The sequence below is a fragment of the Enterobacter cloacae complex sp. IR5459 genome, from assembly GCF_049238005.1.
GTDB classification, from domain to species: Bacteria; Pseudomonadota; Gammaproteobacteria; order Enterobacterales; family Enterobacteriaceae; genus Enterobacter; species Enterobacter hormaechei_C.
In genome coordinates this window covers 54,044-74,801 of sequence record NZ_JBMKIG010000017.1, presented here as the reverse complement: position 1 = coordinate 74,801, position 20,758 = coordinate 54,044, and the positions used below count along the sequence as shown (strand labels likewise).

Genomic DNA, 20,758 nt, shown 5'->3' with positions numbered 1-20,758 from the left:
AGTATTCGGTGGAGCGGTAGTTCAGTCGGTTAGAATACCTGCCTGTCACGCAGGGGGTCGCGGGTTCGAGTCCCGTCCGTTCCGCCACTTATTAAGACATTAAGCCTGCCCTTTCGGCAGGCTTAATGGCAAAAACTTTAGGGGCGTAGCTCAGTTGGTAGAGCACCGGTCTCCAAAACCGGGTGTCGCGAGTTCGAGTCTCTCCGCCCCTGCCATATAGAATCCTTTGCTTCGGCAAAGGATTTTTTTTTTGCCTGCAAAACAGCTCAACACCTTCCTGAAGAATAAGCAGCCTGCGTTTCCGCAGGCTTTTGCGTTAATCCAGTATGCTGGTTTTTAACAGATCTTTTATCTGCGACTGCTTATCGCTGTTTTGCAGCCAAATGGCATACAGCGGCCTGGAGAGAGTTGTCGAATCGGTGACAACATGGAGTGCAGGTTTATTATCCGCCCAGCGAACAGGTAACCATGTACAGCCTTTCAATGCGGGAAGATGCTGGCATGCGATCTCCGCAGAGCTTGTCGTGAGTTGCGGGATATCATCGCTGGCAATTAACCCCGTCTCGTGCTGCTGAAAATCAGGCCCCCATTCCAGGCGTAAATAATTCAGGTCGGCCTTCATCATTGCAGGCTCGGATGCATAGAGCGCCAGGCTAAACTGTCCAACAATCTGGCTGCTAAATTCGTCCATCTTGGGCGCTTCTGTGGTGATCAGCAGATCAAGCTGCCGCTCGTGGAGTTGCTTAACCAGCGACTGGCGTTGCGCAATCCTCGCCTCAAATTGCAGATGGTTGTGTGTGCGATATAGCCGCATAAGCCACTGGCTGAGCATGCATTCCCATAGTGAAGCGCTGGCACCGATCGAGAATTCATTATGCCGGGAGGTGTGCGCAACCTCCTTCCGCGCTGCCTGCCAGGTATTCATCAGGGTTTCTGCATAAGGCAATAGCTTTTCACCGGCCGGGGTTAAACGAATATTGTTGCGATGGCGGGTAAAAAGGTTCACACCCAGTTGATTTTCCAGCTGTCGAATACGAAAACTGACTGCTGACTGCGTCAGGTAGAGGGCTTCAGCTGCTCGCCCAAAGTGTCGCGTTCTGCTCACTTCGAGGAAAGTTTTTAGCAATTCCGTATCCACATCTTTCTCCGCAAAATTATTTGTCGTTATGATTTAAATGTTTTGTTTTACACTCTGTCAAGCGTAACTAATACTCCGCGCCATAAATAGCTCGGCCAAAGAATTAGGAGCGTGTAGGATGGCGGAAAGCTTTACGACGACTAATCGTTTTTTCGACAATAAACATTATCCGCGCGGGTTCTCTCGTCACGGCGATTTCACTATCAAAGAAGCTCAACTTCTTGAGCGCCATGGTTATGCCTTTAACGAGCTGGATCTGGGTAAACGTGAACCGGCAACCGAAGATGAAAAACAGTTTGTCTCTGTTTGCCGTGGTGAGCGTGAGCCGCAATCTGATGCAGAACGTGTATGGATCAAGTATATGGCTCGCATTAAGCGTCCTAAGCGTTTCCATACGCTGTCTGGCGGCAAGCCGCAGATGGAAGGTGCAGAAGACTACACCGAGTCTGACGATTAAGAAGAGAAGGGGCTACGGCCCCTTTTTTTTACGCCAGCATTTTTTGCAGATGCAACAGCAGCCGATCGATCGCACGGTAACTTAATGCCTCCTGCAAATGCCGCCTCTCTATTCCGGGGCAGCCCTCCACGTCGGCGACCGTGCGCGCAACTTTCAACAAACGCTGCCACGCGCGAATGGATAGCCCAAACCGCGTCAGTGTCTCTTCCAGCCAGCCCGCATCTTCAGCGTTGAGAGAACAAAACTGTCGGATCCCGCTGTTATCCAGCCGGGCATTCAGCCTGTTCTGACGAACATACTGCCGCGCCTGCGCCGCAATAACCCGTTCACGCACAGTTGCTGAGCTTTCGCCCTTAATACCGGTTTGCCTCAGCAGACCGGGCGGGGGCAGGGGGATCTCGAGAGATAAATCAAAACGGTCGAGGAAGGGGCCGGACAGCTTACTCAGATAGCGCAGTGTCTGCTCCGGCGTACAGCGGTTATGATTGCCCTGATAATGACCCGTAGGGCTAGGGTTCATCGCGGCGACCAGCTGAAACTGCGCAGGGTAGCTTAATTTGGCCCGTGTACGAGACAAATGGATTTCGCCGGATTCAATCGGCTCCCGCAATGCATCCAGCACGCGGCGTTCAAACTCTGGCAATTCATCCAGAAACAGAATGCCGTTGTGCGCCAGTGAGATTTCACCCGGCCCGGGGATCGAACCCCCGCCCACCATCGCGGTAAGAGACGCACTGTGGTGTGGAGAGCGGAAGGGACGGCGGCGCCACTGTTTATGCAGCGACGTAGAACTGACCAGGCTAAATATCGCGGCGCTTTCCAGCGCTTCGTGATTATTGAGGGGTGGCAACAGGCCGCTCAATCTGCTCGCCAGCATCGTTTTCCCCGTGCCTGGCGGACCTATCAGTAACAGGTTATGCCCACCCGCGGCCGTTATCTCTAACGCCCGTTTACCCTGTTCCTGACCCATAATATCGCTGAGATCCTCGGGCGAATCTGGCGCCACCTCGTCATTCTCCTGCGGCTCGGCAAGCTCGTGTCGGCCTTCCAGCCAGGCGCAAACCTCCTGCAAATGTCCCGCGACAAGACACCCCTTTTCGGCGATAAGGCTTACTTCAGAGGCGTTTTCATTAGCTACAATGATTTGTCTTCCCGCACGTATGGCTTCAAGCGCACCCGATATTGCACCGGGAACGCCCCTTAACGCGCCTGTAAGCGCTAATTCACCCACGAACTCGCACGAGCTTAGCCCCGGCGTATTGAGCTGTTCAGAAGCCGCGAGAAGCGCTATAGCAATAGGTAAATCATATCGCCCTCCCTCCTTTGGCAAATCGGCGGGCGCAAGGTTGATGGTGATCTTCTTCGCCGGAAAAGCATAACCGCTATTAATAATTGCGCTGCGCACGCGATCCCTCGCCTCTTTAACGGTCGTTTCTGGTAAGCCGACCAGCGTCAGTCCGGGCAGTCCATTACTTAAATGAACCTCTACAGAAATAAGCGGTGCCTTCACGCCGATGGCCGCGCGTGTATAAACAACTGACAGTGACATAAGCCCTCCTTGGCGGTGACTATGCCAGCATCATTTTTTCCTGTTTAGCGCTAATTCACTGAATTACGGCGCTCGTTCCAGCCTTTTAGCGCCTAAATGTAATCATTACATGTCGGTGGAATCGGCCTCGCAGAAAAGGAATCATGCGCGCCTTGCCTGATGAAACAGGACAAAAAAAATGAAAAATCTTCATTTCTATTTTTTCCCTATATAAAACAACGATTTTGAAAGAAATAGTTCGCCTGCTACAGAAATAGGTCATAAAAAAATCTTGTGTCAGATGAAATATCTGTGGTAACTCTTTAGGTATTCCTTCGAACAAGATGCAAAAAGAACTGAAAATGACAGCCCTTCTACGAGTGATTAGCCTGGTCGTGATTAGCGTGGTGGTGATTATTATCCCACCGTGCGGGGCTGCACTTGGACGAGGAAAGGCTTAGAAATCAAGCCTTAACGAACTAAGACCCCCGCACCGAAAGGTCCGGGGGTTTTTTTATGACTAAAAAACGTAAATGAGGAGCAGAGAATGACAAGTAGCACAAAATTCTGTTTCTCCCGATTTATGACGGGGAACTAACTATGAATGGGGCACAGTGGGTAGTACATGCGTTGCGCGCGCAGGGAGTCGAGACAGTATTCGGTTATCCGGGTGGCGCAATTATGCCGATTTACGATGCACTGTATGACGGCGGCGTGGAGCACCTGTTGTGCCGACACGAGCAGGGCGCAGCGATGGCCGCCATCGGTTATGCCCGTGCCACCGGTAAAACCGGTGTCTGTATGGCGACCTCAGGTCCGGGCGCAACGAACCTGATCACCGGTCTTGCTGATGCACTGCTGGATTCTGTTCCCGTTGTTGCCATCACCGGACAGGTTGCCTCTCCGTTCATCGGCACCGATGCCTTCCAGGAAGTGGATGTGCTCGGTTTATCGCTGGCCTGCACCAAACACAGCTTCCTCGTTCAGTCTCTTGAAGAGCTGCCGCGGGTGATGGCCGAAGCGTTCGAGGTTGCCAGCTCTGGCCGTCCTGGCCCGGTTCTGGTTGATATCCCGAAAGATATCCAGGTTGCACTCGGCGATCTGGAACCGCATTTCTCTACCGTGAAAAGCGATGATGCATTCCCGCATGCAGAGGTGGAAGAGGCGCGTCAGATGATGGTGCAGGCCAAACAACCGATGCTGTACGTTGGTGGTGGCGTAGGTATGGCGCAGGCGGTTCCTGCCCTGCGCGAATTTATCGCGGCAACGCAAATGCCTGCCACCTGCACGCTGAAAGGGTTGGGGGCGGTAGATGCTGATTACCCCTACTATCTGGGCATGCTGGGGATGCATGGTACCAAAGCGGCAAACCTGGCGGTGCAGGAGTGTGACCTGCTCATCGCCGTCGGCGCCCGTTTTGACGACCGCGTCACCGGCAAACTGAACACCTTCGCGCCAAACGCCAAAGTGATCCATATGGACATCGACCCGGCGGAGATGAACAAACTGCGTCAGGCGCATGTCGCGTTGCAGGGCGATCTTAACGCGCTGTTACCGGCCCTGGAGCAGCCGCTGGATATTAACCCATGGCGTCAGCACACCGCCGATATGCGCGCTGAACACGCCTGGCGTTACGACCACCCCGGCGAGGCCATCTACGCGCCGCTGCTGTTGAAGCAGTTGTCCGACCGTAAGCCCGCCGACAGCGTGGTGACGACCGATGTCGGCCAGCATCAGATGTGGTCTGCCCAGCACATGACCTACACCCGTCCGGAAAACTTCATCACGTCCAGCGGGTTAGGGACGATGGGCTTCGGTCTGCCAGCCGCCGTTGGTGCACAGGTTGCCCGCCCGAACGATACCGTTATCTGTATCTCCGGTGACGGCTCCTTCATGATGAACGTTCAGGAGCTCGGCACCGTGAAGCGCAAGCAGTTACCGCTGAAGATCGTGTTGCTCGATAACCAGCGTTTAGGGATGGTTCGCCAGTGGCAACAGCTGTTCTTCCAGGAACGTTACAGTGAAACCACCCTGACCGATAACCCCGATTTCCTCACCCTGGCCAGCGCCTTCGGCATTCCTGGCCAGCACATCACCCGTAAAGACCAGGTTGAAGCGGCACTCGACACCATGCTGTCAAGCGAAGGGCCATACCTGCTTCATGTCTCAATCGATGAGCTTGAGAACGTCTGGCCGTTGGTACCGCCCGGTGCCAGTAACTCACAAATGCTGGAGAAATTATCATGATGCAACATCAGGTCGCCGTGCAGGCTCGCTTCAACCCGGAAACGTTAGAACGCGTTTTGCGCGTGGTTCGCCACCGTGGCTTTCAGATTTGCTCTATGAATATGGAAACGGCTACCGACGCACAGAACATCAGTATCGAATTAACCGTTGCCAGCCCGCGGCCGGTCGACTTACTGTTTAGTCAGTTATCAAAACTGGTAGACGTTGCCCATGTTGCCATCTGCCAGAGCACAACCACATCACAACAAATCCGCGCTTAAGCGTGACAGGACGAAAAAATGACGACAAAAAAAGCTGATTACATTTGGTTCAATGGTGAGATGGTTCGCTGGGAAGACGCGAAAGTTCACGTGATGTCCCACGCGCTGCACTACGGCACCTCCGTGTTTGAAGGGATCCGTTGCTACGACTCTCACAAAGGACCAGTGGTGTTCCGCCACCGTGAACACATGCAGCGTCTGCATGACTCAGCCAAAATTTATCGTTTCCCGGTCTCCCAAAGCGTTGATGAGTTGATGGAAGCCTGCCGCGAGGTGATTCGCCAGAACAAACTGACCAGCGCCTATATTCGTCCGCTGGTCTTCGTGGGTGATGTCGGCATGGGCGTCAACCCGCCCGCTGACTATAACACCGATGTGATTATTGCTGCGTTCCCGTGGGGCGCCTACCTGGGCGCGGAAGCACTGGATCAGGGGATCGACGCAATGGTTTCTTCCTGGAACCGCGTGGCGCCAAACACTATCCCGACTGCGGCTAAAGCGGGCGGTAACTACCTGTCCTCACTGCTGGTCGGCAGCGAAGCGCGCCGTCACGGTTACCAGGAAGGTATCGCGCTGGATGTGAATGGCTACATCTCCGAAGGTGCGGGCGAAAACCTGTTTGAAGTAAAAGACGGCATTCTGTTCACCCCGCCGTTTACCTCGTCCGCGCTGCCGGGCATCACCCGTGACGCCATCATCAAGCTGGCAAAAGATCTGGGTATCGAAGTGCGCGAGCAGGTGCTGTCCCGCGAATCCCTGTACCTGGCTGACGAAGTGTTTATGTCCGGTACCGCGGCTGAAATTACGCCGGTGCGTAGCGTCGATGGCATTCAGGTGGGCGAAGGCCGCTGTGGCCCGGTGACCAAACGCATTCAGCAAGCGTTCTTTGGCCTCTTCACCGGCGAGACAGAAGATAAATACGGCTGGTTGGATCAGGTTAATCACTAAATATAAATTTGGGACGGCACGCACCGTCCCATTAAATAGTCAGACGGGAGTAAATAAAGCATGCCTAAGTATCGTTCAGCCACCACCACCCACGGCCGTAATATGGCGGGTGCCCGCGCACTGTGGCGCGCCACCGGAATGACCGACGCCGATTTCGGCAAGCCAATTATCGCCGTGGTGAACTCCTTCACCCAGTTTGTGCCGGGCCACGTGCACCTGCGCGATCTCGGTAAGCTGGTTGCCGAGCAAATCGAAGCCTCCGGCGGCGTGGCGAAAGAGTTCAACACCATTGCGGTGGATGACGGTATCGCAATGGGCCATGGGGGGATGCTCTATTCGCTGCCGTCGCGCGAGCTGATCGCCGACTCGGTGGAGTATATGGTTAACGCCCACTGCGCCGATGCGATGGTCTGTATCTCCAACTGCGACAAAATCACCCCGGGGATGCTGATGGCCTCCCTGCGTCTGAACATTCCGGTGATCTTCGTTTCCGGCGGCCCGATGGAAGCGGGGAAAACCAAGCTTTCCGACAAAATCATCAAGCTCGACCTGGTCGATGCGATGATCCAGGGCGCGGACCCGAAAGTCTCTGACGAGCAGAGCGACCAGGTGGAACGCTCCGCGTGCCCGACCTGCGGCTCCTGTTCCGGGATGTTCACCGCCAACTCCATGAACTGCCTGACCGAAGCGCTGGGCCTGTCTCAGCCGGGCAACGGCTCGCTGCTGGCGACCCACGCCGACCGTAAGCAGCTGTTCCTTAACGCGGGCAAGCGCATCGTTGAGCTGACCAAACGCTACTACGAGCAGGACGACGCCAGCGCGCTGCCGCGTAACATCGCCAGTAAAGCGGCGTTCGAAAACGCCATGACGCTGGATATCGCCATGGGCGGTTCCACCAACACCGTTCTGCACCTGCTGGCCGCCGCGCAGGAAGCTGAAATCGACTTCACCATGAGCGACATCGACAAGCTCTCCCGCAAAGTGCCGCAGCTGTGTAAAGTCGCGCCGAGTACCCAGAAGTACCACATGGAAGATGTCCACCGTGCGGGTGGCGTGATTGGTATTCTCGGCGAGCTGGATCGCGCCGGGCTGCTTAACCGCGACGTGAAAAACGTGCTCGGCCTGACGCTGCCGGAGTCGCTGGAGCAGTACGACGTGATGCTGACCAAAGACGACGCGGTGAAAAACATGTATCGCGCCGGTCCGGCGGGCATCCGTACCACCCAGGCGTTCTCGCAGGATTGCCGTTGGGACACGCTTGATGACGATCGCGCCGAAGGCTGCATTCGCTCGCTGGAACATGCCTATAGCAAAGACGGCGGCCTGGCCGTGCTGTACGGTAACTTTGCGGAAAATGGCTGTATCGTGAAAACCGCTGGCGTGGACGACAGCATCCTGAAATTCACCGGTCCGGCAAAAGTGTATGAAAGCCAGGACGAAGCGGTAGACGCCATCCTCGGTGGCAAAGTGGTGGAAGGCGACGTGGTGGTCATTCGCTACGAAGGACCGAAAGGCGGTCCCGGCATGCAGGAGATGCTCTACCCGACCACCTTCCTGAAATCGATGGGCCTCGGCAAAGCCTGCGCGCTGATCACCGATGGTCGTTTCTCCGGCGGCACGTCTGGTCTCTCCATCGGCCACGTCTCCCCGGAAGCGGCAAGCGGCGGCAATATCGCGATCATCGAAGATGGCGATCTGATTGAAATCGACATTCCAAACCGCGGCATTCAGCTGAAGCTGAGTGACCAGGAGATTGCGGCCCGTCGTGAAGCGCAGGAAGCCCGCGGCGACAAAGCCTGGACGCCGAAAGATCGCCAGCGCGAAGTCTCCTTCGCCCTGCGCGCCTACGCGAGCCTTGCAACCAGTGCAGATAAAGGCGCGGTGCGCGATAAATCTAAACTGGGGGGCTAACGATGGCCGAGTCACAACCCTTATCCGCCGCCCCTGAGGGGGCGGAATACCTGAGAGCGGTGCTACGCGCGCCGGTCTATGAAGCCGTGCAGGTCACGCCCCTGCAAAAAATGGAAAAACTCTCTTCGCGCCTCGACAACGTCATCCTGGTGAAGCGTGAAGACAGGCAGCCGGTGCACAGCTTCAAGCTGCGCGGAGCCTACGCGATGATGGCCGGGCTGACCGACGAGCAAAAAGCGCGCGGCGTGATTACCGCGTCGGCGGGCAACCACGCGCAGGGCGTGGCGTTTTCCTCGGCGCGTCTGGGGCTGAAGGCGCTGATCGTGATGCCGGTTGCTACCGCCGATATCAAGGTCGACGCGGTGCGCGGTTTCGGCGGAGAAGTCTTGCTCCACGGGGCTAACTTTGACGAAGCCAAAGCCAAAGCGATTGAGCTGGCGCAGCAGCAGGGGTTCACCTGGGTGCCGCCGTTCGACCACCCGATGGTGATTGCCGGGCAGGGTACGCTGGCGCTGGAGCTGTTGCAGCAGGACGCCCATCTCGACCGCGTTTTCGTCCCGGTGGGTGGCGGCGGCTTAGCCGCTGGTGTGGCGGTGCTGATCAAACAGCTCATGCCGCAGATCAAAGTCATTGCCGTGGAAGCGGAAGACTCCGCCTGCCTGAAAGCGGCGCTGGATGCCGGGCATCCTGTGGATCTGCCGCGCGTCGGGCTGTTTGCCGAGGGCGTGGCGGTGAAGCGCATTGGCGACGAAACGTTCCGCCTGTGCCAGGAGTATCTCGACGATATCGTCACCGTCGACAGCGACGCTATCTGCGCGGCGATGAAAGATCTGTTCGAAGACGTGCGTGCGGTGGCAGAACCCTCCGGCGCGCTGGCGCTGGCGGGGATGAAGAAATACATCGCCCAGCACAACATTCGCGGCGAGCGTCTGGCGCACGTGCTTTCCGGCGCCAATGTGAACTTCCACGGCCTGCGCTACGTGTCCGAACGCTGTGAGCTGGGCGAGCAGCGTGAAGCCCTGCTGGCGGTGACCATTCCGGAAGAGAAGGGCAGCTTCCTGAAGTTCTGCCAGCTGCTGGGCGGCCGTTCGGTAACAGAGTTCAATTACCGCTTTGCCGATGCGAAAGATGCCTGCATTTTTGTCGGCGTGCGTCTGAGCCGTGGCGTGGAGGAGCGCAAAGAGATCCTCAGCCTGCTGCACGACGGCGGCTACAGCGTGGTCGATCTCTCTGACGATGAGATGGCGAAGCTGCACGTGCGTTACATGGTCGGCGGCCGTCCTTCCAAGCCGCTCCAGGAACGCCTGTTCAGCTTCGAGTTCCCGGAATCACCGGGCGCGCTGCTCAAGTTCCTGCACACGCTCGGCACGCACTGGAACATCTCCCTGTTCCACTACCGCAGCCACGGCACCGACTACGGGCGCGTGCTGGCGGCGTTCGAACTGGGCGAGCACGAGCCGGATTTCGAAACGCGCCTGAACGAACTGGGCTATGAATGTCATGACGAAACCCATAACCCGGCTTTCAGGTTCTTTCTGGCTGGCTAGTGGTTCGGCAATATCGTCCAGAACGCATCAATAAGCGGCTCATGCAGCCGCTTTTTTTGTGCGCACACGCCCAGCTCGAACGGCGTTTTCTCGTCGCTGCGCTCCAGAATCATCACGCGGTTGCGCACCGGTTCCGGGCTGTTTTCCAGTACCACTTCTGGCAGCAGCGCCACGCCGCAGCCAAGCGCCACCATCGACACCATCGCCTCATGGCCGCTGACGGTAGCGTAAATCGACGGGTTGCTGATTTTCTGACGGCGGAACCACAGCTCGATGCGGCGACGCACCGGCCCCTGATCGGCCATGATAAACGGCACCGTCGACCAGTCCGGTTTCTCCACCGAGACCTGGTTGCGCACCGGGCAGGGCAGCGCCGGGGCAATCAGCACCACCGCCAGATTCTCCAGCATCGAGAACGCCACCGCCCCCGGCAGGGTTTCCGGTTTCCCGGCAATCGCGAGATCCGCTTCGCCCGTGACCACTTTTTCCATCGCGTCGGCGGCATCGCCGGTGGTGAGCTTAATTTCAACCGACGGATGTTCCGCGCGGAAGCGGTCAAGAATGGGGGGAAGATGGCTGTAGGCAGCGGTCACGGAACAGAAAATATGCAGCTCGCCGGAAAGCGACGGCCCCTGCTGGTCGATGGTGTGCCGCAGCTGCTGATACTGCAACAAGGTTTGCTGGGCAAAGATGCGCAGCTCTTCGCCGGCTTCCGTGAGGGTGACGGTGCGGTTATCGCGCACGAACAGCGGCTGGCCGAGGTCTTCCTCAAGGCGCTGGATCTGGCGCGAAAGCGTGGACGGGCTGACGTGCATCGCCCGGGCGCTGCGGCCAAAGTGACGGCTTTCCGCCAGGTGCAGGAACATTTTCAGATCGCGTAAATCCACCGATTCCACTCCCTCTTTTTACATTGCATAAATTGCAATGTGACGTTGTGAATATATCAATTTCCGCAATAAATTTCCTGTTGTAATGTGGGTACATTGTCGCTGAAAGGCGAACCGAACAATAAATTACTCGTCGTCTTTCACGTTGTAGGTGCGTTGTCTACGTCAACTCACCCCAGTCACTTACCAGAGTAAGCTCCTGGGGGTTCGCAGACTTGACGCCTTCCTAAAACGTGAAATCCATAGAGTAATAAACAACACAACATCACGAGGTATCACCCATGGCTAACTACTTTAATACACTGAACTTGCGCCAGCAGCTGGCGCAGCTGGGCAAATGCCGCTTCATGGCGCGCGATGAATTTGCTGATGGCGCGAGCTACCTTCAGGGTAAAAAAGTGGTCATTGTCGGCTGTGGCGCACAGGGTCTGAACCAGGGCCTGAACATGCGTGACTCCGGGCTGGATATCTCCTACGCCCTGCGCAAAGAAGCGATTGCCGAGAAACGCGCTTCATGGCGTAAAGCGACCGAAAACGGCTTCAAAGTGGGCACCTACGAAGAGCTGATCCCGCAGGCGGATCTGGTGGTGAACCTGACGCCGGACAAGCAGCACTCTGACGTTGTGCGTTCCGTACAGCCGCTGATGAAAGACGGCGCCGCGCTGGGTTACTCCCACGGCTTCAACATCGTTGAAGTGGGCGAGCAGATCCGTAAAGACATCACCGTAGTGATGGTGGCGCCGAAGTGCCCGGGTACGGAAGTGCGTGAAGAGTACAAACGTGGCTTCGGCGTACCGACGCTGATCGCCGTTCACCCGGAAAACGATCCGAAAGGCGAAGGCATGGCGATTGCCAAAGCCTGGGCAGCGGCCACCGGCGGCCATCGTGCGGGCGTACTGGAATCTTCCTTCGTTGCGGAAGTGAAATCTGACCTGATGGGCGAGCAGACTATCCTGTGCGGCATACTCCAGGCTGGCTCTCTGCTGTGCTTCGACAAGCTGGTGGAGGAAGGCACCGATCCGGCATACGCGGAAAAACTGATTCAGTTCGGCTGGGAAACCATCACCGAAGCGCTGAAGCAGGGCGGCATTACGCTGATGATGGACCGTCTGTCCAACCCGGCAAAACTGCGCGCGTTCGCACTCTCTGAACAGCTGAAAACCATCATGGCGCCGCTGTTCCAGAAACATATGGACGACATCATCTCCGGCGAGTTCTCCTCCGGCATGATGGCAGACTGGGCGAACGACGATAAGAAACTGCTGACCTGGCGTGAAGAGACCGGTAAAACCGCGTTCGAAACCGCACCACAGTACGACGGCAAGATCACCGAGCAGGAGTACTTCGATAAAGGCGTCCTGATGATTGCGATGGTGAAAGCAGGCGTTGAGCTGGCGTTCGAAACTATGGTGGATTCCGGCATCATTGAAGAGTCTGCGTACTACGAATCGCTGCACGAGCTGCCGCTGATCGCAAACACCATCGCCCGTAAGCGTCTGTATGAGATGAACGTGGTGATCTCCGATACCGCCGAGTACGGTAACTACCTGTTCTCTTACGCCTGCGTACCGCTGCTGAAAGAGTTCATGACCACCCTGCAAGCGGGCGATCTGGGCCAGGCGATTGCGGAAGGTGCGGTTGATAACGCGCAGCTGCGTGACGTTAACGAAGCGATCCGCAGCCACGAAATCGAGAAAGTGGGCCAGAAACTGCGTGGCTACATGACCGATATGAAACGTATCGCGGTAGCAGGCTAAACACGATGAATCGGGTGGCGCAAGCCACCCGAACTGTTTTAGCTACGCAGTATCGCGCCGGGATAACCCAGCTGGCGCCACGCCTCATACACCACCACCGACACCGCATTCGACAGGTTCATGCTGCGGCTGTCTGGCATCATCGGAATACGAATTTTCTGCTCGGCTGGCAGGGCATCCAGAATGGTGGCCGGCAGGCCGCGGGTTTCCGGACCAAACATCAGATAATCCCCGTCCTGATAGCTTACGGCGCTGTGCGCTGGCGTGCCTTTGGTGGTCAGGGCGAACATGCGCTGTGGTTTTTCGGATCCCAGAAACGCGGCGTAATCGTGATGACGAACGACGGCGGTAAACTCATGGTAGTCCAGCCCCGCGCGGCGCAGACGTTTGTCGTCCCACGTAAAGCCCATCGGCTCAATGATGTGCAGACGAAAACCGGTGTTGGCGCACAGGCGGATAATATTGCCGGTGTTCGGCGGAATTTCTGGTTCGAATAAGACGATGTTAAGCATGCTGCCCCCTTAATTGCGGGGGCAGAATAGCAGAAAAGAGAGGGACTAGGCGACGCCCGGCTCCTGCGCGCGGCTATACAGCATTTTGTAGACGGTTGCCGCCGCGGCCACGAGAGCAGGCACGCTGAGGATCATTAAAATACTGTCTGCCTGCCACTGCATGGAAAGAAGCTGGGCGCTGGTCATGGTGCCCGCCACGCCGCCGAAGCGGCCGATCCCCTGCATCCAGGCGATACCCGTCGCGCGGCACTCGGTAGGGTAAAAGGTGGCGGCCAGGGTCTGCATGCCCGACTGCGCGCCGTTCATCGCGATCCCCATCAGGAAAATTAACCCGCCAAACAGGGCGATATGGTTATGCTCAATGCCGAGTAAAAGAATCAGGCCCATCGTCAGCACGAAACCACACGCGACCACCTTGTGCGCTTCCCAGCGATCCATCATCCAGCCCGCGAGCAAAATGCCAGCGGTGCCGCCGAAGGTGAACAGCGAGGTGAGCCAGGCGGATTCCGCCAGCGCATACCCCATCCCCTGCATCAGCGTCGGCATCCAGCTCAGCAGGACGTAATAAATCACCAATCCCATAAAGTAGGTGACCCACAGCATCAGGGTGCCGGGTAGCCAGGGCATGGAAAACAGCTGCGACACGCTGCCTTTTTTCGACGCGACTTTTTCCTCTGTCAGGAAAAAGCCCGTGACGCTATCCAGCGTGCTGCGGGCGAACCGGCTGGCGATGCGGCGAACCTGGGCGATGTCTTTCCCGCGCTGCACCAGAAACTTCACCGACTCCGGCAACAGCAGCGCCAGCAGCACCGTTAAAATCAGCGGCGCAATCGCGCCGGTCAGCAGCACGCTTCGCCAGCCATGGTGAGGGATAAGCCAGGACGAGATCGCCCCGCCGCCCGCCGCACCCAGCGGAAAGCCGCAGTACATGGTGTTAATTGCCATGGCGCGGCAGCGCTGGGGGGCAAACTCTGAGATCAGCGTGATGGCGTTAGGCATCGCGGCGCCCAGCCCGAGACCGGTCAGAAATCGCCATAGCGTCAGGGTATTCAGACTTTGCGCCCAGGCCGTGCCCAGGCTCGCCAGGCCGAAGAAGAGACACGAAAAGACCAGCACGCGCTTGCGTCCCATCCGGTCCGATACCGGACCTGCAATCAGGGCTCCCAGCGACAGACCCAGCAGCGCCGCACTCAGCACCGGCCCCAGATCCTGTTTATGTATTCCCCACTCCGTCGACAGCGTAGGCGCAATGTAACCCATCGCTGCGGTATCAAACCCATCGATCGCCAGCACCAGAAAGCCCAGCACAATAAGACGCCAGTGAAACCCTGAAAAAGGACTTTCATCGATCACCTGCTGAATATCCACCCGACCTGAATACGTCATACGTTCCCCTCCGATGTGATGTTGTTTTTGTGTTCTTGTATTTGCTTGTCTATACAATTGCGGAGGGGCGGGGTGTGTCAAATTTTCTTATCAAGAATGTTACGCAGGTGTTATTTTCGACAAAAAAAGCGCCCGAGGGGAAAGTCGGGCGCGGAAGAAGGGGAGGCTAACCGGGGGAGATCAGGCCGCGTTTCCCTGAGAAAGAGGGGCCAGCGCCGCAGGCAGCTTACTGAGCTCCTGCACCAGCGAGTCTTTGTTGATTTCGCTAATCGACTTCGCCCCGGTCAGGGTCATCGCTACTTTCATCTCTTTCTCGATCAGGTTCAGCAGATTCGCCACGCCCGCCTGGCCGCTGGTGGCCAGCGCGTACAGGTAAGCACGGCCCAGCAGCACGCTGTCGGCGCCGAGCGCAATCATGCGCACCACGTCCAGCCCGTTACGGATGCCGCTATCGGCCAGGATCGCAATATCGCCTTTCACCGCATCGGCAATGGCCGGCAGGGCGCGGGCGGAGGAGAGCACCCCATCAAGCTGGCGGCCACCATGGTTAGAGACCACGATCCCATCGGCGCCAAAACGCACCGCGTCGCGGGCATCTTCCGGGTCGAGGATCCCTTTGATCACCATCGGGCCGTCCCAGAATTCGCGGATCCACTCCAGGTCTTTCCAGGAGATCGACGGATCGAAATTGTTCGCCAGCCAGCCAATGTAGTCCTCCAGCCCGGTCGGTTTACCCAGGTAGGCCGAAATATTGCCCAGATCGTGCGGACGGCCGTTCAACCCGACATCCCACGCCCACTGCGGGTGCGTCACCGCCTGCCAGTAACGGCGCAGGGCCGCGTTAGGGCCGCTCATGCCGGAGTGGGCGTCGCGGTAGCGCGCGCCGGGGGTCGGCATGTCGACGGTAAAGACCAGCGTTGAGCAGCCCGCCGCTTTGGCGCGCTCCAGCGCGTTGCGCATAAAACCGCGATCGCGCAGGACGTACAGCTGGAACCACATCGGGCGCTTGATGGTCGGGGCGACTTCTTCAATCGGGCAGACGGACACGGTGGAAAGGGTAAACGGAATGCCTTTGGCATCTGCGGCGGCGGCGGCCTGCACTTCACCGCGACGGGCATACATGCCGCATAAACCGACAGGTGCGAGCGCTACCGGCATGGAGAGCGTCTCGTTAAACAGCTTCGTCTCAAGGCTCAGGTCAGACATATTTTTCAGCACGCGCTGGCGCAGGGCCACTTCCGACAGATCCTCCACGTTACGGCGCAGGGTATATTCGGCATACGCCCCGCCGTCGATATAGTGGAACAGGAACGGGGGCAAAATGCGCTGCGCCGCGGCGCGATAGTCACTGGCTGCTGAAATAATCATGCTTTGTTCTCCCTGGAAATATCACTCTCGCCAGGCAGACGGGTAATACGCGCCTGTCGGGCCTGATCTTCATCGAATCGTTTAATGGTGGTATGCACGAAGCCGAGATGCGCCATCATCGCCTTGCGCGCGGCCTCGGCATCTCCGGCCAGAATGGCGTTGAGCACCGCCTCGTGCTGTTCGGTCAGCTGGGCAAACACCGGCGGCACCAGATACATGCGCTGGCGGCTCTGCTTCACGGAGGATTGCAGCAGGTCGAAGAACCCGCGCATGGTTTGCAGCAGCACCACGTTGTGCGAGGCCTCGGCAATCGCCAGATGGAACCGCACGTCCGCCTGGGAGGCGATGTCCGGGTCGCTGCTTTGCGTGGCTTCAAAACAGGCTTTGAGCTTCTCTTTGTCGGCGTCGGTTGCCCGCATCGCCGCGTGCCACGCGGTGCTGGTTTCGATGGCGTGACGCGCTTCGAGGATGTCGAAGCTGTAGTCCGGGTCGTTTTCCATCAGCGTCTTCAGCGGCTGCACGATGTTTTGTTCGGACCAGTCGTCATGCTGCCAGCGCACGAAGGTGCCGCCGCCGCGACGGCTCAGCAGCACCCCTTCGCTGACCAGCGTCGCCAGCGCCTCGCGCAGTGAGTTGCGCGACACGCCAAGCTGAGCGGCAAGCTGACGCTCGGCGGGCAATCTCATGCCCGCTTCCAGCTGTTGTTCTTCTATCAGCGCCCGTACGCGAGTGGCAATCTCGTCGGACAGGCGTCTGGGCATCACTATCATGGAATCATCCAGGTTAAGACATAGGCCTGCAATGTGGTGATCACGCCCACCATGCAGGTAAATATCAGGCTGTGTTTAACGGTAAAGCGGAACAGATCCGACTCTTTGCCTACCAGCCCCACCGCAGCACAGGCAATGGCGATGGACTGCGGCGAGATCATCTTCCCGGTCACGCCGCCGGTGGTGTTCGCGGCGACCAGCAGCACGTCCGAGACGCCAATCTGCTGCGCGGCCGTGGCCTGTAGGGCAGCAAACAGGGCGTTAGATGACGTATCTGAACCGGTCAGGAACACCCCCAGCCAGCCGAGGAACGGCGAGAAGAAGGTAAACGCGTGGCCGGTATGCGCCAGCGCTAACGCCAGCGTCGACGACAGGCCGGAGTAATTCGAAATAAACGCGAACGCCAGCACCATGCCGATGGAGTAAATCGGCAGCATCAGCTCTTTAATCGTCGCCGCAAAGGTCTGTACCGCGGCGGCAGGCTTCATGCGCAGCCACACAACGGAAAGGATAGCGGCAAACAGGATGGCCGTGCCGGTGGCTGAGAACCAGTCGAACTTAAACACTGCCGCATACGGCGTGGCGTCGTGCACCACCGGCGGCATACGGGCGACCATTTTGTCGAGGAACGGCACGGAGATATTAATCACCATGTCGTACAGCGCGCCGCCCGGGGCGAACAGGGCTTTAAACGGCGGAATGCTCCACAGCGTCACGGTGGCGGTCAGGAACAGGAACGGTGACCACGCGCGCACAATCTGTCCGGCGGTATAGCCGGTGCGCGCCAGCGTCTGATCCACGTGCGATGCGCCCATGTCAGCAAAGCGGAAGATACGTACCGGCTGCCAGCGTTTCAGGAACAGCGTCAGGCAGACCAGCGACACCAGGGAAGAGATGATGTCCGGCAGTTCCGGGCCGAGTAAGTTGGAGCTGAGATACTGGGCAATGGCGAACGAACCGCCCGCTACCATCACCGCAGGCCAGGTCTCCTTCACGCCGCGCCAGCCGTCCATAATCGCCATGATCCAGAACAGCACGATAATGGTCAGGAACGGCAGCTGGCGGCCCACCATCTGGCCGATCTCGAAGCTGTCCAGCCCGGTCACCTGACCCGCCACCAGAATCGGAATGCCCATCGCGCCAAACGCCACCGGGGCGGTGTTCACAATCAGGCACAGGCCAGCGGCATACAGCGGATTAAAGCCCAGCCCGACCAGCAGAGCGGCGGTGATCGCCACCGGCGCGCCAAATCCTGCCGCACCTTCAAGGAACGCCCCGAAGGAGAAACCGACAATCAGCATCTGTAAACGCTGGTCCGGTGTAATAGAGAGAATCGACGAGCGAATAATGTCGAACTGCCCGGTTTTCACCGAGATTTTGTAGACAAAGACGGCGGCGATGATGATCCACGCAATCGGCCACAGGCCGTAGAAGAAACCATACACCACGGAGGCCAGCGCGCGATCGACCGGCATTTTATAGAAGAACAGCGCCACCAGCAGGGCGATGGCAACGGTGTACGTTGCGGCAAGGTAGCCCTTCAGCTTGAGCTTTATCAGCGCAAAGAAGAAGAACAGGATCGGTAGCGATGCGATCAGGCTCGACAGCCAGATATTCCCGGCCGGATCGTAGTTTTGTTGCCAGAGGCTCATGCAGGTCTCCTGAGGACCACACGGGTGTTCGTCGGGTGAGTCTCTGCTCATCTCAGCGTCACACTTAGTGTAAAAGTGGTCCTTCCAATATTGTGATGTAGGGTTAATGGCAATAAATGGTTAACCAAGTGTTGCTATTCAGCAATGCTTTTGTGAAGTGGAGCATCGAAACTGTGAACGATGGATAGCTTTACGCATGATTGGTAGGACCAAAACCGCAAGTTCAACTCACCGCGTGCGTTGGGAGCGGTAGTCAGGTGGAGGGCATTACATTCGCCTTTTGAGCAGATACGGCGCGTAAAAGAGGTTGAATAAAATGGGTATGTGATAATATTGCGTGAATCAAATGAGGTTTGTTTGTTTTATTTATGTTTTTGAAAATCTGTATATGTGTGATCAGAGTGATATATTTCCTATAAATAAAAATTTTTTTTGGTTAAAAATGCGAAATCGAAGCTGTAGCAAAAAATTTTAATTAAGGTAAATTTCACATATAGATTTTAACAGTGTATTACAAACGATCAATTGCTGATCGATAAGGAAATATCCTGTTTAACCGTGATTTTTCAGGATAAAGTGAAAGAATTTTTTGCTGAAGTGACATTTTTTGGCTAATAATATTCTGAAATAAATTGATCAAACAATGATCAGTTAACTCTCTTGTAATTTAGTTGCGGTATTAAAAGCAGATTAATAATTATTAGGGCAATGGAAAGGGGTTAAATTTGTTAGCTGAGTGTTAATTTCAGAATGTTTAAAAGCGCGGCGTATTACTTTTCAATACGTAGACGTTAAAAGGCATTTGATTTACTATTTATTCAGAAGCAACGTAACAGAAGATTTTAAATTTATTACTAACCACAACGTATTCAGTGTTATTTTCGGCCAGAAGTCATTCCTCAGTTGAAGGATATCTGTGTATGGCCTTCTGAAAATATACGGATTATCACCATGGGATGGACCCTGCTTTATTCTATAAGGTCGCGTCACCCATTCTGCTAAAACCCTTTCGGTGGCGTTTTTAAATCCTTATAGCGGTTATTGTACCTGGTACAACAAGTCTATATCTGTTTAATTTACAGAGGGGAAAGTGTTCCAAATGAAAATCAAAAATGTGGCGCTGGCGATTGCCGCGGCGGGGCTGCTGTTATCTTCTCAATCGGTACTGGCAAGCAGTGATTCTGGCGTTAATGCTTCTCTGGATACCGGTGCGGGTTCGCAAAGTACGGGCGGGGTGATCAATTTTACCGGTAAGATCACCCTTATTTCCTGTGATATTACTCCGGCCTCAAAAAACAAAACGGTAGACCTTGGGGCGTGGGCAAAAAGCTACTTTGACGATCACAACGAAACGACGCCGCGCGAGTTCAAAATCAACGTGGAAAACTGCCCGGATACGGTTGAATCGGTTGCGGTACTGTTTGACGGAACCAAAGATACGGTGAATGACACACTGCTACAGGTTACGCCAGGTGAAGGTATGGCGACGGGTGTCGGCGTGAAGCTTTATAACAGCGATCGCAGCACGGCGATTAAACCGGGTACGGTATCTGAAACAACCGCACCGGATGATGAAGGCAATGCTGAATTAACTTTCTATGCCGCACTTGACAAAGATGGCACAGAAATCAACGCCGGCGATGTTAACGCCGTATCCAACTTCCTGATGGTTTATAACTGATTTCACTGTCAGCCACCTCCAGAGATAATAATGATGAAACGTTTATCGTATATTATGCTCACTGCATTAATGGTTAGTTCTGCGTCAGTTTCCGCTGGCGTTGTAATGGGGGGAACACGGATCGTATACCCACAACACAGCAAGGAGGTGGCATTTTCTGTTTCTAATATGGAAAGTGCGGTTCCCTATCTTATTCAGTCGTGGGTTGAAGGGGATGGGCAGGGTAAAAATAACGCTGCGCCATTTATTGTCACGCCACCTCTGTTCAGACTTGATCCGGAGCAGACCAACACGCTGCGTATTCAATATACCGGCGCTCCGCTGCCCACAGATCGTGAATCTGTATTCTGGCTCGATATTAAAGCGATTGCGCCAAAGCCAAAAGAGAGCAGCAACGAATTACAAGTTAACGTTAAATCGAAATTTAAAATTTTCTACCGCCCGGACAATCTAAAAGGGGACGCTGCAACTGCCTGGCAGAAAATAACGTTTTCGCGGACGGGAAAAGGGCTTAAGGCCGCTAACCCGACGCCATACTACGTCTCTTTTTATCGGCTGACCGTTGGCGGGCATAAAATTGAGCAGCCGGGCATGATCGGTCCAGGGGAAACCCGTGAATGGCCTGTGTCCGCCTCCGGGGGCGTAAGCTGGTCGGCTATTAATGATTTTGGTGCCATCACCGCCACCCACACCCAGCCTCTTTAAGATC

At 56.2% G+C, this 20,758-nt stretch carries 19 protein-coding genes and 2 tRNA genes; 13 read left to right on the top strand and 8 right to left on the bottom strand.

The window, feature by feature from the left end:
- Positions 1-10 precede the first annotated feature (10 nt).
- Positions 11-87, top strand: a tRNA-Asp gene (locus ACOTX4_RS23865).
- A gap of 52 nt (positions 88-139) precedes the next feature.
- Positions 140-215 (top strand) — tRNA-Trp (locus ACOTX4_RS23860).
- Positions 216-316: 101 nt separating this feature from the next.
- On the opposite strand, the gene hdfR is transcribed toward ACOTX4_RS23860, so the two are convergent.
- Entirely contained in the window at positions 317-1,138 is an 822-nt protein-coding gene (gene hdfR, locus ACOTX4_RS23855; RefSeq protein WP_017693775.1) for an HTH-type transcriptional regulator HdfR, read from the bottom strand.
- Positions 1,139-1,256: 118 nt separating this feature from the next.
- Here hdfR and ACOTX4_RS23850 point away from each other — a divergent pair, with 118 nt between their 5' ends.
- A complete protein-coding gene (locus ACOTX4_RS23850) occupies positions 1,257-1,595 on the top strand; it encodes a DUF413 domain-containing protein (RefSeq protein ID WP_006808641.1) in 339 nt (112 codons plus the stop codon).
- A 28-nt stretch (positions 1,596-1,623) separates the two neighbouring features.
- Here the strand turns inward: ACOTX4_RS23850 and ACOTX4_RS23845 are convergent, their stop codons facing one another.
- Entirely contained in the window at positions 1,624-3,144 is a 1,521-nt protein-coding gene (locus tag ACOTX4_RS23845; RefSeq protein WP_022652053.1) for a YifB family Mg chelatase-like AAA ATPase, read from the bottom strand.
- 341 nt (positions 3,145-3,485) lie between these two features.
- Here ACOTX4_RS23845 and ilvL point away from each other — a divergent pair, with 341 nt between their 5' ends.
- From ilvL to ilvA, 7 genes are all read left to right on the top strand, one after another.
- On the top strand, positions 3,486-3,584 hold the full coding sequence (ilvL, locus tag ACOTX4_RS23840; protein ID WP_001311244.1) for an ilv operon leader peptide: 99 nt from the start codon (positions 3,486-3,488) through the stop codon (positions 3,582-3,584).
- Between the two features lie 86 nt (positions 3,585-3,670).
- The gene (gene ilvX / locus ACOTX4_RS23835) at positions 3,671-3,721 is read left to right on the top strand and encodes a peptide IlvX (RefSeq protein WP_192930497.1); all 51 of its coding nucleotides are present in this window, start codon (positions 3,671-3,673) and stop codon (positions 3,719-3,721) included.
- Between the two features lie 2 nt (positions 3,722-3,723).
- The gene (ilvG, locus tag ACOTX4_RS23830; protein WP_032660756.1) at positions 3,724-5,370 is read left to right on the top strand and encodes an acetolactate synthase 2 catalytic subunit; all 1,647 of its coding nucleotides are present in this window, start codon (positions 3,724-3,726) and stop codon (positions 5,368-5,370) included.
- A complete protein-coding gene (gene ilvM, locus ACOTX4_RS23825; protein ID WP_003860184.1) occupies positions 5,367-5,630 on the top strand; it encodes an acetolactate synthase 2 small subunit in 264 nt (87 codons plus the stop codon). Before ilvG ends, ilvM begins: the two co-directional genes overlap by 4 nt.
- Positions 5,631-5,648: 18 nt before the next feature.
- The gene (locus ACOTX4_RS23820; protein WP_022652051.1) at positions 5,649-6,578 is read left to right on the top strand and encodes a branched-chain amino acid transaminase; all 930 of its coding nucleotides are present in this window, start codon (positions 5,649-5,651) and stop codon (positions 6,576-6,578) included.
- A gap of 60 nt (positions 6,579-6,638) precedes the next feature.
- Complete coding sequence (ilvD, locus tag ACOTX4_RS23815; protein ID WP_008501574.1) at positions 6,639-8,489, top strand: dihydroxy-acid dehydratase; 1,851 nt, start codon at positions 6,639-6,641, stop codon at positions 8,487-8,489.
- Positions 8,490-8,491: 2 nt separating this feature from the next.
- On the top strand, positions 8,492-10,036 hold the full coding sequence (ilvA, locus tag ACOTX4_RS23810) for a threonine ammonia-lyase, biosynthetic (protein ID WP_032660750.1): 1,545 nt from the start codon (positions 8,492-8,494) through the stop codon (positions 10,034-10,036).
- Here the strand turns inward: ilvA and ilvY are convergent.
- Positions 10,033-10,923: an HTH-type transcriptional activator IlvY gene (gene ilvY / locus ACOTX4_RS23805; RefSeq protein ID WP_022652050.1), complete on the bottom strand. Its 891-nt coding sequence runs from the start codon at positions 10,921-10,923 to the stop codon at positions 10,033-10,035. The two genes, ilvA and ilvY, sit on opposite strands and share 4 nt — an antisense overlap.
- A gap of 281 nt (positions 10,924-11,204) precedes the next feature.
- On the opposite strand from ilvY, the gene ilvC reads away from it, so the two are divergent.
- On the top strand, positions 11,205-12,680 hold the full coding sequence (gene ilvC / locus ACOTX4_RS23800) for a ketol-acid reductoisomerase (RefSeq protein ID WP_063938363.1): 1,476 nt from the start codon (positions 11,205-11,207) through the stop codon (positions 12,678-12,680).
- 38 nt (positions 12,681-12,718) lie between these two features.
- Here the strand turns inward: ilvC and trmL are convergent, their stop codons facing one another.
- The 5 genes from trmL to lldP all read right to left on the bottom strand — a co-directional run bounded on the left by trmL (position 12,719) and on the right by lldP (position 18,368).
- The gene (gene trmL, locus ACOTX4_RS23795; protein ID WP_003860178.1) at positions 12,719-13,192 is read right to left on the bottom strand and encodes a tRNA (uridine(34)/cytosine(34)/5-carboxymethylaminomethyluridine(34)-2'-O)-methyltransferase TrmL; all 474 of its coding nucleotides are present in this window, start codon (positions 13,190-13,192) and stop codon (positions 12,719-12,721) included.
- A 45-nt stretch (positions 13,193-13,237) separates the two neighbouring features.
- Positions 13,238-14,578, bottom strand: coding sequence for an MFS transporter (locus ACOTX4_RS23790; protein ID WP_045331973.1), 1,341 nt, complete (start codon positions 14,576-14,578; stop codon positions 13,238-13,240).
- A gap of 180 nt (positions 14,579-14,758) precedes the next feature.
- Positions 14,759-15,946, bottom strand: coding sequence for a quinone-dependent L-lactate dehydrogenase (gene lldD / locus ACOTX4_RS23785; protein ID WP_032665644.1), 1,188 nt, complete (start codon positions 15,944-15,946; stop codon positions 14,759-14,761).
- Entirely contained in the window at positions 15,943-16,716 is a 774-nt protein-coding gene (gene lldR, locus ACOTX4_RS23780) for a transcriptional regulator LldR (RefSeq protein WP_006808630.1), read from the bottom strand. Before lldR ends, lldD begins: the two co-directional genes overlap by 4 nt.
- Positions 16,713-18,368, bottom strand: a complete 1,656-nt coding sequence (gene lldP, locus ACOTX4_RS23775; protein ID WP_045331976.1) for an L-lactate permease — start codon at positions 18,366-18,368, stop codon at positions 16,713-16,715. The genes lldR and lldP overlap by 4 nt, the downstream gene beginning before the upstream one ends.
- A 1,099-nt stretch (positions 18,369-19,467) precedes the next feature.
- Here lldP and ACOTX4_RS23770 point away from each other — a divergent pair.
- Positions 19,468-20,049, top strand: coding sequence for a fimbrial protein (locus ACOTX4_RS23770; protein ID WP_032660742.1), 582 nt, complete (start codon positions 19,468-19,470; stop codon positions 20,047-20,049).
- Between the two features lie 30 nt (positions 20,050-20,079).
- Entirely contained in the window at positions 20,080-20,754 is a 675-nt protein-coding gene (locus tag ACOTX4_RS23765; RefSeq protein ID WP_022652045.1) for a fimbrial biogenesis chaperone, read from the top strand.
- Positions 20,755-20,758 lie beyond the last annotated feature (4 nt).

What these genes read in the sequence shown, in the direction of transcription:
- ACOTX4_RS23850 (WP_006808641.1), top strand. Translation starts at nt 1,257, where the DNA reads ATGGCGGAAAGCTTTACGACGACTAATCGTTTTTTCGACAATAAACAT.
- ACOTX4_RS23845 (WP_022652053.1), bottom strand. Translation starts at nt 3,144, where the DNA reads ATGTCACTGTCAGTTGTTTATACACGCGCGGCCATCGGCGTGAAGGCA.
- ilvL (WP_001311244.1), top strand. Translation starts at nt 3,486, where the DNA reads ATGACAGCCCTTCTACGAGTGATTAGCCTGGTCGTGATTAGCGTGGTG.
- ilvG (WP_032660756.1), top strand. Translation starts at nt 3,724, where the DNA reads ATGAATGGGGCACAGTGGGTAGTACATGCGTTGCGCGCGCAGGGAGTC.
- ilvM (WP_003860184.1), top strand. Translation starts at nt 5,367, where the DNA reads ATGATGCAACATCAGGTCGCCGTGCAGGCTCGCTTCAACCCGGAAACG.
- ACOTX4_RS23820 (WP_022652051.1), top strand. Translation starts at nt 5,649, where the DNA reads ATGACGACAAAAAAAGCTGATTACATTTGGTTCAATGGTGAGATGGTT.
- ilvD (WP_008501574.1), top strand. Translation starts at nt 6,639, where the DNA reads ATGCCTAAGTATCGTTCAGCCACCACCACCCACGGCCGTAATATGGCG.
- ilvA (WP_032660750.1), top strand. Translation starts at nt 8,492, where the DNA reads ATGGCCGAGTCACAACCCTTATCCGCCGCCCCTGAGGGGGCGGAATAC.
- ilvC (WP_063938363.1), top strand. Translation starts at nt 11,205, where the DNA reads ATGGCTAACTACTTTAATACACTGAACTTGCGCCAGCAGCTGGCGCAG.
- trmL (WP_003860178.1), bottom strand. Translation starts at nt 13,192, where the DNA reads ATGCTTAACATCGTCTTATTCGAACCAGAAATTCCGCCGAACACCGGC.
- ACOTX4_RS23790 (WP_045331973.1), bottom strand. Translation starts at nt 14,578, where the DNA reads ATGACGTATTCAGGTCGGGTGGATATTCAGCAGGTGATCGATGAAAGT.
- lldD (WP_032665644.1), bottom strand. Translation starts at nt 15,946, where the DNA reads ATGATTATTTCAGCAGCCAGTGACTATCGCGCCGCGGCGCAGCGCATT.
- lldR (WP_006808630.1), bottom strand. Translation starts at nt 16,716, where the DNA reads ATGATAGTGATGCCCAGACGCCTGTCCGACGAGATTGCCACTCGCGTA.
- lldP (WP_045331976.1), bottom strand. Translation starts at nt 18,368, where the DNA reads ATGAGCCTCTGGCAACAAAACTACGATCCGGCCGGGAATATCTGGCTG.
- ACOTX4_RS23770 (WP_032660742.1), top strand. Translation starts at nt 19,468, where the DNA reads ATGAAAATCAAAAATGTGGCGCTGGCGATTGCCGCGGCGGGGCTGCTG.
- ACOTX4_RS23765 (WP_022652045.1), top strand. Translation starts at nt 20,080, where the DNA reads ATGATGAAACGTTTATCGTATATTATGCTCACTGCATTAATGGTTAGT.